Annotated in this window: 10 protein-coding genes; 9 read left to right on the forward strand and 1 reads right to left on the reverse strand. The window is 62.3% G+C overall.

Features of this window, described 5'->3' with window-relative positions; genetic code table 11:
• Together EOA86_RS08790 and ribB are read left to right on the forward strand one after the other, a co-directional pair.
• Window positions 1-432, forward strand: a 432-nt coding sequence (locus tag EOA86_RS08790; protein ID WP_128341260.1) for a chorismate synthase, incomplete at its 5' end; no start/stop codon positions are given.
• 129 nt (window positions 433-561) lie between these two features.
• A complete protein-coding gene (gene ribB, locus EOA86_RS08795; RefSeq protein WP_065006209.1) occupies window positions 562-1,662 on the forward strand; it encodes a 3,4-dihydroxy-2-butanone-4-phosphate synthase in 1,101 nt (366 codons plus the stop codon).
• 56 nt (window positions 1,663-1,718) lie between these two features.
• Here ribB and EOA86_RS08800 read toward each other — a convergent pair whose 3' ends face one another.
• Window positions 1,719-2,942, reverse strand: a complete 1,224-nt coding sequence (locus EOA86_RS08800; RefSeq protein WP_128341261.1) for an MFS transporter — start codon at window positions 2,940-2,942, stop codon at window positions 1,719-1,721.
• Between the two features lie 119 nt (window positions 2,943-3,061).
• Here EOA86_RS08800 and EOA86_RS08805 point away from each other — a divergent pair, with 119 nt between their 5' ends.
• The 7 genes from EOA86_RS08805 to EOA86_RS08835 all read left to right on the forward strand — a co-directional run.
• Window positions 3,062-3,706 (forward strand): TetR/AcrR family transcriptional regulator, encoded by a 645-nt coding sequence (locus tag EOA86_RS08805; protein ID WP_128341262.1) that lies wholly within the window; start codon window positions 3,062-3,064, stop codon window positions 3,704-3,706.
• Between the two features lie 146 nt (window positions 3,707-3,852).
• Window positions 3,853-4,779: a histone deacetylase family protein gene (locus EOA86_RS08810; protein WP_029355589.1), complete on the forward strand. Its 927-nt coding sequence runs from the start codon at window positions 3,853-3,855 to the stop codon at window positions 4,777-4,779.
• A 3-nt stretch (window positions 4,780-4,782) separates the two neighbouring features.
• Window positions 4,783-5,034, forward strand: a complete 252-nt coding sequence (locus EOA86_RS08815) for an exodeoxyribonuclease VII small subunit (RefSeq protein WP_029355594.1) — start codon at window positions 4,783-4,785, stop codon at window positions 5,032-5,034.
• A 111-nt stretch (window positions 5,035-5,145) separates the two neighbouring features.
• Window positions 5,146-5,412, forward strand: coding sequence for a DUF2277 domain-containing protein (locus tag EOA86_RS08820; protein WP_127211652.1), 267 nt, complete (start codon window positions 5,146-5,148; stop codon window positions 5,410-5,412).
• A gap of 10 nt (window positions 5,413-5,422) precedes the next feature.
• Window positions 5,423-6,343, forward strand: a complete 921-nt coding sequence (locus EOA86_RS08825) for a pirin family protein (RefSeq protein WP_128341263.1) — start codon at window positions 5,423-5,425, stop codon at window positions 6,341-6,343.
• Window positions 6,344-6,475: 132 nt separating this feature from the next.
• Window positions 6,476-8,389 carry a 1-deoxy-D-xylulose-5-phosphate synthase gene (dxs, locus tag EOA86_RS08830; RefSeq protein WP_128341264.1) on the forward strand — a complete coding sequence of 638 codons (1,914 nt, stop codon included), beginning with the start codon at window positions 6,476-6,478 and terminating at the stop codon, window positions 8,387-8,389.
• A 607-nt stretch (window positions 8,390-8,996) separates the two neighbouring features.
• Window positions 8,997-10,244: ABC transporter substrate-binding protein (locus EOA86_RS08835; protein WP_164891635.1), on the forward strand; the 1,248-nt coding region annotated here is incomplete at its 3' end.

Consider the following 10,244-nt stretch of genomic DNA (forward strand, 5'->3'; position numbering starts at 1 on the left):
GGCCTCGGCGCGCCGATCTACGCCAAGCTCGACCAGGACATTGCCTCGGGCCTGATGTCGATCAATGCCGTCAAGGGTGTCGAGATCGGCAACGGCTTCGAGGCCGCCCGCATTACCGGCGAAGAGAATGCCGACGAGATTCGCGTGGGCAATGACGGCAAGCCGGTCTTCCTCTCCAATAATGCGGGCGGCATCCTCGGCGGCATCTCGACCGGCCAGGCGATCGTCGCGCGCTTTGCCGTCAAGCCGACCTCGTCGATCCTGACCCCGCGAAAGTCAATCGACAAGGACGGCAACGACGTCGAGATCATGACCAAGGGCCGGCACGATCCGTGTGTCGGTATCCGCGCGGTACCGATCGGCGAGGCGATGGTTGCCTGCGCGATTGCCGATCACTATCTGCGTCATCGAGGACAAACGGGAAGGCAGTAGGGGAGTAAGGCAGTAGGGGAGTAAGGCAGTAGGGGAGTATGTTATGAAGCTCCCGCGACAGAAATTTTCCTTTTCCCTACTCCCTTACTGCCCTATTCCCCTACTCCCCTGCGAGTGAAACGAGCACTTATGCCTTACGACCAGAAGAAGATCGTAGAAGCCCTGCGTGCGTTCGAACGCGGCGAAATCGTCGTTGTCATGGACGATGACGGGCGCGAGAACGAGGGTGACCTGATCATCGCCGCCGTCCATTGCACGCCGGAGAAGATGGCGTTCATCGTCCGCAACACCTCCGGCATCGTCTGCACGCCGATGCCGCGCGAAGAAGCCAAGCGCCTGAATCTTTCGCCGATGGTCGCCGACAATGACTCGGCCCACACCACCGCCTTCACCGTCAGCGTCGATTTCAAGCACGGCACGACGACGGGCATTTCGGCCGACGACCGCACATTAACCGTGCGCAATCTTGCCAATGGCAATGTCGGCGCGTCTGATTTCGTCCGCCCCGGCCACATCTTTCCGCTGATTGCGCGCGAAGGCGGCGTGCTGATGCGTTCGGGCCATACCGAAGCCGCGGTCGATTTGTGCAAGCTTGCCGGCCTGCCGCCGGTCGGCGTGATTTCCGAGCTGGTCAATGATGACGGCACCGTGATGCGTGGCCCCCAGGTGCAGGCCTTCGCCGAAAAGAACGGTTTGAAGCAGATTTCGGTCGCCGACCTCATTGCCTACCGCCAGCGCAAGGAAACGCTGGTCGAGCGTGTTGCCTGTTCTGCCATCGACACGCCTGGCGGCAAGGCGCAGGTCTTTACCTACACGCTGCCGTGGGATTCTATGCACCATGTGGCGATCGTCTTCGGCGACATCCGCGACGGCGAGGAAGTGCCGGTGCGGCTGCATTCCGAGGACGTTGTGACGGACGTCTTCGGTACCAGCCACAGGCTGGACGGCATCATGAAATCGATGGGCGAGCGCCGGCGCGGCGTCATTGTCTATCTGCGCGAAGGCTCCGTCGGCGTCGCCCATCAGGAGCGCAACCGGCCAGCTGCCGGCGACCGCGAGGACCATGAAGAGGCGCGCCGGCGCGAAAGCGAATGGCGCGAGATCGGTCTTGGCGCGCAAATCCTCAAAGACCTAGGCATTTCGTCGATCAACCTGATCGCCTCGCGCGAACGCCACTATGTCGGCCTCGAAGGTTTTGGCATCCACATCGCCAACACCGAGATTCTTTAACCTGGCCTAGCGGCGCTCGCATGCGTCCGGCCGCTCAGGACCGGACGCATAGGAGCCTATTCGGCAGGAACCGCGGCTGCGTCGCATGCGGAGGTGTCGCAATCCGCCGTGGCAAGGCTGCGCATGCCGAGCAACACGATGACCAGTGCGATTGCGCCCGCCGCCACCGACACCAGGAACCCGCTCTGTGCGCCGAAGGCGTCCACCACCCATCCGGCGGCAAAGGAGCCGAGCGCCATGCCGATGCCTATGCCGGTCATGACCCAGGTGACGCCCTCGGTCAGCATCGCCTCCGGCACGCGCCGCTCGATCAGGCCGAATGCCGTGATGAAGGTCGGCGAGATCGCCACACCGCTAACGAAGACGGCCAGCGCCAGAAGAGGCACCGTGTCGGCGACGAGCAGCGGCAGCGTGGTGAGCGCGATGATGGCGATCGCGATGGCAAGCTGAATTTGCAGCGGTGTTTTCAGGTTCAGGGCGCCGATGATGATGCCGACGACGAACGATCCGAGGGCGTAGACGCCGATGACGAGGCTGGCGGCGCCCGGCTGGCCGAGCTGTTTGGTGATTGCCACGGTGCTCACCTCCGTGGTTGCGAAGGTCGCGCCAATGAAGATCAGGGCCAAGGTGATGATTTGGACCGGCCGCAGGCGGATTGCCGAGCCGCGCGAGCCCTGGTCGACCGGTCGCACTCGCGGCTCGGTCGAGCGCTGCAGGATGAATGCTGTCGAGCCGAAGGCGAGGAACAACGTGCTCGCCAACATTCCCGCTTCCGGGAAAAGGGCCACGCTCAGGCCCACCGATAGCGATGCCCCGGCGATGTAGACCAGCTCGTCGGCCGCCGACTCGAAGGCGAACGCGGTGTTCATCTCGGGGCGATCCCGGAAGAGCTCTGTCCAGCGCGCGCGCACCATTGCGGGGATGCTGGGCATTGCGGCGGCCAGCAGCGCTGACACGAACAGTGTCCATATCGGCCAGTCCTGATTGGCCGCCGCAACCAGCACCACGAAAGCGAGTACGGAAATCACAGTGGTGGGCACCACAATCCGCGCCTGGCCGAGGCGGTCCACCAGCCGCGATATCTGCGGCGCGACGAAAGCATTGGCCAGCGCATATGTCGCTGAGACGGCGCCGGCCAGCCAGTACTCGCCGTGCGTCTGCGACAGCATCGCGACGATCCCGATCGGAGCCATGGCCATCGGCATCCGGGCAACGAAGCCGGCTGCGGCGAAGCCCTTGGCTCCCCTTGCCTTGAAGATTTCGCGATAGGGATTGGGCATGAGAACACTCCTGGATTCTTGAGGTCGAGCCACTTATATACGTGGCGTATGCAAATCAGATAATGACATACGACGCGTATGTCAATTAATATACGAGACGTATGTGAAGGAACGAGCGAATGGGGCACAAACCACGCAAGGAGATGATCGCCGAGACCCGCGCCAAATTGGTCGCGGCGGCGCGCCATGCCTTTGGCACTGTCGGCTATGCCGAAGCGTCGATGGACGACTTCACCGCATCGGCCGGGCTGACGCGTGGCGCGCTTTATCATCACTTCGGCGACAAGAAGGGCCTTCTCCAAGCGGTCATCGCCGAGATCGACGCGGAAATGTTGGCCCGACTGAAGATCGTTTCGGCCAGGGCGGACACTCTCTGGCAGGGCTTTGTCGACGAATGCACCGCGTATATCGAGATGGCGCTGGAGCCGGAGATCCAGCGTATTGTCCTTCGCGATGGACCGGCGGTGCTCGGCGATCCTTCGCAATGGCCGAGCCAGAATGAGTGCATCCGCTCGATGAGCGAGAACCTTCAAAAGCTGAGGGACGAGGGAACCATCGTTGCTGTTGATCCCGAAGCCGCAGCAAGGTTGATCAGCGGCGCCTCGCTACATGCCGCGCAGTGGATCGCAAATTCGGAGGATCCCGAAGCGACGTCGAAAAAGGCGGTGCAGGCATTCAACGTGCTTTTGGAGGGGCTGCTCAAGCAAGGCCGCAGGATTGGCCGTCCGCAAGCACCGGCTGAGATTGACAAATCGCTGGCCTGAGTCTGTTTCAAGACCTTCGAAGCCAAGGCGCGGCAATGGCTCGCGCTGGACCCAACCAGCACCCCCTATCTAAACCCTGTTGAACGTCTTGCTTTTGGTGGTGCCAGAACATGGTCAAAGCCGCCGGGCGCGCCTATATCGGGGGCATGGTCACAAGGCTTTATACCCACCCGGTCTTTCTCGAACACATAACGCCGCCCGGTCATCCGGAGCGGCCGGATCGCCTGCGCGCCATCGAACGCGCGCTCGACGACGAGGCCTTTGCGGCCCTTGATCGTGCCGAGGCGCCGGAAGGCGACGAGGCCACCATCCTCTACGCACATCCGCAGGAATTCGTCGAGCGGGTCCGCGCTACGATACCGGACACTGGTATCGCTCGCGTCGACGCCGACACCACCGCCAGCCCGAAAAGCTGGCAGGCGGCTGTGACGGCGATCGGTGCCGCCAACGCGGCCGTCGACGATGTTTTTCGGGGCAACGCCACCAATGTCTTCGTCGCCGCCCGGCCGCCGGGCCATCATGCCGAAAAGACGACGTCCATGGGCTTCTGCCTGTTCAACACCGCGGCGATCGCGGCGCGCCACGCGCAAAGGCAGCACCAGGCCGAGCGCGTCGCCATCGTCGACTGGGACGTCCACCACGGCAATGGCACACAGGATATTTTCTGGGACGATCCGTCGGTGCTCTACTGCTCGACGCACCAGATGCCGCTTTACCCAGGGACCGGGGCCGTGAGCGAAACCGGCGCCGGCAACATCGTCAACGCGCCGCTGGCGCCGCAAACCGGCAGCGAGGTTTTCCGCGACGCTTTCCTGTCGCGCATCTTGCCGGCGCTCGACAGTTTCGCGCCCGACCTCATCATAATTTCCGCCGGCTTCGATGCGCACCACCGCGATCCGCTGGCCGAGATCAACCTGACCGAGGGCGATTTCGACTGGGCAACCGGCCAGTTGATGCAGCGCGCCGGTCGCCACAGCGACAACCGGCTCGTCAGCCTGCTCGAGGGCGGCTACGACCTGCAGGGATTGGCATTTTCGGTCGCCGCCCATGTCGGACGATTGATGAAAGGATAGACGATGGCTGGTGAGACCAACGAAGACGTTAAGGCAATGAGCTTCGAGCAGGCGCTCGACGCGCTGGAGAAAATCGTCGATGATCTGGAGCGCGGTGACGTGCCGCTCGACCAGTCAATCCGCATCTATGAGCGCGGCGAGGCACTGAAGGTCCATTGCGATCGGCTGCTCAAGGCGGCCGAGGACAAGGTCGAAAAGATCAGGCTTTCGCGCGACGGTAAGCCGGTGGGGACAGAGCCGCTGGACGCGGAGTAAAGCGCGGTCTCGAACGACAATTTCGCCTCGCGGCTTTTGGATATGATCATGATTGAGGATAAAATTCATCCCGTTTGAAAACGGCTCCAGGACGAGAGGAGATCGCGAACGATGTGCAGAAACATCAAGACCCTGTTCAATTTCGATCCGCCGGCAACCAATGACGAGGTCCGCGATGCCGCACTCCAGTTTGTCCGCAAGCTGAGCGGAACGACGCGGCCGTCGAAACAGAACCAGCATGCGTTCGACCACGCCGTCGAGGCCATAGCCGCGTCGGCGCGCGAATTGCTAGACAGCCTCGAGACGAAACAGCATCCGCGCAATCGCGAAGAGGTGGCGGCCAAGGCGAAAGCCAAGTCTGCACTCCGCTTCGCCTGAGGAAGACCGCATGAGCTTCTTCCCCGGAAACGACCCTCTGCCCGGTGACGCCTTCGCCAGCGACCAGATCGAACTGATGGTCATTCCGAACGCCAAGGATATTGGCGGCTTTCAGGTTCACCGTGCCTTGCCAACCGCCAGGCGCCGGCTGGTAGGTCCCTTCATCTTCTTTGATCGCATGGGCCCGGCGATTTTGCGTGCCGGCCAGGCGCTCGACGTCCGTCCGCATCCGCATATCGGCCTGTCGACGGTCACTTACCTGTTCGACGGCAAGATCAGGCATCGCGATTCGCTCGGCACCGAAATGGTAATCCAGCCCGGTGACGTGAATTTGATGACCGCCGGCCGTGGTATCGTCCATTCCGAGCGTACGCCACAGGAGCTGCGCGGCGCGCCGATGTCGGTGTCCGGCCTGCAGACATGGCTGGCGCTGCCCGACGACAAGGAGGAGGTCGACCCGATCTTCGAGAATACGGCGGCCATGCGTCTGCCCGAGATCGACGCCGAAGGCGTCAGCGGGCGCATCGTCATCGGCGCCTTTTCCGGGCTGCGGTCTCCGGTCGTGACCGCTTCGGACACGCTCTATGCAGACCTCAGCCTGGCGCCCGGGGCCAGCGTGAAAATCCCTGCCGATGCCGAGGAGCGCGCCATCTATACGTTGGAAGGCGAGGTTTCGATCTCCGGCGACCGCTTTCCGGCCGAGCGGCTGCTGGTGTTCCGGCCCGGCGACGAGATCGTCGTGTCCTCGGAAGGTGGAGCGCATTTCATGCTGTTCGGCGGCGCCTCGCTCGGCTCCAAGCGCTACATCTGGTGGAATTTCGTGTCATCGTCGAAGGAACGCATCGAACAGGCGAAAGAAGAGTGGAAGACAGGCCGCTTCGATATCGTTCCTGGAGATGAGGAAGAGTTCATTCCGCTGCCGGACCATTAGAGCGCCGCGCGTCCTTTTGGACGCGTAAAGGAAACCCTAACACTTTGAATCTACGCCGCGTCACTCGCACGCATTTACATTCGCCGGCCAGCGGCCTATTTCGCACGTGGATAAAAGCAGGCCCTAGCACCAGTGAACGCAAAGCTCCATACGCCACTTCTCGACAAGGTCCGCATCCCGGCCGACCTCAGGACGCTTGACGCAGGTGATCTGCCGCAGTTGGCGTCGGAGCTTCGCACCGAGTTGATCGACGCCGTGTCCCACACCGGCGGACATCTCGGTGCTGGCCTTGGCGTGGTCGAACTGACGGTCGCATTGCATTATGTCTTCAACACGCCAGACGACCGGCTGATCTGGGACGTCGGCCACCAGGCCTATCCGCACAAGATCCTGACCGGCCGCCGCGACCGCATCCGCACGCTGCGGCAAGAGGGCGGCCTGTCCGGTTTCACCCAGCGCGCCGAGAGCGAATACGATCCGTTCGGCGCCGCCCACTCCTCGACCTCCATTTCCGCCGGCCTCGGCATGGCAATGGCACGCGATCTCTCCGGTGGCCGCAACAATGTCATTGCCGTTATCGGCGACGGCGCCATGTCGGCCGGCATGGCCTATGAGGCGATGAACAATGCTGGCGCGCTCGATGCCCGTCTGATCGTCATCCTCAACGACAACGACATGTCGATCGCTCCGCCGACCGGCGCAATGAGCGCCTATCTGGCCCGCCTTGCGTCGGGCAAGGCCTATCTGGGCTTGCGCGATTTCGGCAAGAAACTGACGTCCTATCTCGGCGAACGCGCAGATCGCGCCATCAAGCGGGCGGTCGAGCATGCGCGCGGCTACGTCACCGGCGGCACGCTGTTCGAGGAAATGGGTTTCTATCACATCGGCCCGATCGACGGTCATAATCTCGAGCACCTGATCCCGGTGCTGAAGAACGTCCGCGACAATGCCGACGGCCCGGTGCTGATCCATGTCGTAACCCAGAAGGGCAAGGGCTATGGACCGGCCGAGGCGGCCGCCGACAAATATCACGGCGTCAACAAATTTGACGTCATCACCGGCGCGCAGGCCAAGGCGCCGGCCAACGCGCCGAGCTACACGAAGGTCTTTGCCGAAAGCCTGATCCAGGAAGGCCGCGAAGATGATCGCATCGTCGCCATCACCGCCGCCATGCCGAACGGCACCGGCCTCGACCTCTTCGGCGAGGCGTTCCCGTCGAGGACCTTCGACGTGGGTATCGCCGAGCAACATGCGGTGACTTTTGCCGCCGGCCTTGCCACGGAAGGCTTCAAACCTTTCGCTGCGATCTATTCGACCTTCCTGCAGCGCGCCTACGACCAGGTCGTTCATGACGTCGCGATCCAAAAACTGCCGGTGCGCTTTCCGATCGATCGCGCCGGCTTCGTCGGTGCCGATGGGGCGACCCATTGCGGCGCCTTCGATACGACTTTTTTGGCGACGCTGCCCGGTTTCGTCGTCATGGCCGCGGCGGACGAGGCGGAACTGCGCCACATGGTGCGCACGGCGGCAAGCTACGATGAAGGCCCCATTGCCTTCCGCTACCCGCGCGGCAACGGTGTCGGCGTCGACCTGCCGGAGCGTGGCTCGGTTCTCGAAATCGGCAAGGGCCGTATCGTCAGGGAGGGCACCAAGGTTGCGCTGCTTTCCTTCGGCACGCGGTTGCAGGATTGCCTGGCTGCGGCCGAGGAGCTCGGCGCGGCAGGGCTTTCCACCACGGTCGCCGATGCTCGTTTCGCCAAGCCGCTCGACGAGGATCTGATCCGGCGGCTGGCGCGCTCGCACGAAGTGCTGGTGACAGTGGAAGAGGGCGCGGTCGGCGGCTTCGCCAGCCACGTGCTGCAATTCCTGGCCCATGAAGGGCTGCTGGAAAACGGCCTGAAGGTACGCCCGCTTGTGTTGCCGGACGCATTCATAGATCACGCCAAGCCTGAAAAGATGTACGCCGACGCCGGGCTGGACGCCGCAGGCATCGTGCGCACCGTCTTCGTGGCGCTAGGACGCACCGCCAGCGCGCAAAGCGCCTGAATCAACGTCTCAACGGCTTGAATCAGCTTCCCGACGCGCGGCCGTAACTGACTATTTGTGTTGTTATTTGGCATTCGCCTAGGGTGTCTCTGGTCTCGCGGCCAATCTTCTCAGAAGCAGAGTAAAATCCTGACGATTGCTACCGTGTGTGAAGGGCAGAAATGGGTGGTTTCGTGCCGTTCGATTGTCGACTGGAAATGAGCAACCAGCGCCACTTCCGGACATTTGCGAAAGCGATTCCAGGGCAGATTTGGAAGAGCGGACATTCGACATCCTCATATCAATTCATCAGCTTCGGCTCCGGGAATACCCATGTGCGATCTAAAATTTGCGTGCGCGGGTGATAGAGGCGGACCCAGCAACTCCAGCCTGGTGTAATCGAAATACAGTTGGCAATCTTTCCGTCGCAGCCAACGAACTGGATATCGACCGATCCATCCGCCCCGGGCGAGGCCCCAGTCCGCGCGGGAGCAAGCGGGAGGACACGAGTCCGACCGTGCGCTGCCGGAGGTCCTCGTTAGCTCGGGAATGCCTGTTGTGCTATCGTCCTAAAGTCTCTCGGGCCGCCGAGGGTCTCGCATGATCTTCCGTTCGAGGGAGAGCATCTGTGACGGAATTTGAAACGAAACTGAAGTTGGCCGCCAAGCTTGCCGCGAAAGGCAGGGTTTCGCGTCGCGACTTTGTTCAGCTGGCCCTCGCCGCCGGCCTTACCGCCACGGCCGCCAATGCGATGTTCGTCCAGACGGTGCGCGCCGAGCCCAAGAAGGGCGGCACCTTGAAGATCGGCATAGGCGATGCCGCCGCCACCGATTCACTGGACCCGGGTAGTACCAACGTCAACCGGTTCACCGGCACCGCGCTATTCGGAACCTTGTCGAATGGCCTAACCGAGATCGATTCCAAGGGCAATGTGGTCCCCGACCTCGCCGAGAGTTTTGAGCCGTCAGACGGCGCCAAGAAGTGGGTGTCCAAACTGAGGAAGGGAGCCACCTTTCACAATGGCAAGACGGTTACCGCCGACGATGTCGTGGCCTCGGTCAGGCATCACAACGTCGAGGGCACGAAATCGGTGATGAAATCGCTCTTGGCTTCGGTCAAGAATGTCGTCGCCGACGGTGCCGAGACGGTGGTGTTCGAACTGGACGGCGGCAATGCCGACTTCCCCTACATCATGTCGGACATCCCGGTCATGCCGGCGAAAGAGGGCGGCGTCGACTGGGAGTCGGGCATCCGCACCGGCCCCTACATGCTCGAGAAATTCGAGCCCGGCGTCATCGCCACCTTCAACAAGAACCCGAACTACTTCAAATCCGACAAGGGCTGGTTCGACCGTGTCGAATGCCTGGCGATCAATGATGTAACGGCGCGCACCAACGCGCTCTACACCGGCGAGGTCCACTACATGGATCGCTGCGATCTGAAGACGCTCGACATTCTGAAGCAGAACCCCGATCTCGTGATCTCGGAGACGACGGGCTACGGCCACTACGTCTATGTCATGAACGTCCAGAAGGCGCCCTTCGACAATCCCGATGTGCGGAATGCGATCAAGTACTCGCTCAATCGCGACGAGATCGTGCAGAAGGTGTTCCTTGGCCACGGGGCAGTCGGCAACGACAATCCGATCGCACCGACCGTCAAGTTCGCGATCGATCCGCAGCCGAAGCATGTCTACGACCCCGACATGGTCAAGAGCCTCCTCAAGAAGGCGGGGGCCGAGAACACCCAGTTCGACCTGTCGGTCGCGGATGCCGGGTTCACGGGTGCGACCGACTCGGCTCTCCTCTGGCAGGAGCATGCCCGGGCGGCCGGGCTCAACCTGAATGTGATCAGGGAGCCCAATGAAGGCTACTGG

It is taken from the genome of Mesorhizobium sp. M5C.F.Ca.IN.020.32.2.1, assembly GCF_004023105.1.
In the GTDB taxonomy this organism is placed as follows: domain Bacteria; phylum Pseudomonadota; class Alphaproteobacteria; order Rhizobiales; family Rhizobiaceae; genus Mesorhizobium; species Mesorhizobium wenxiniae.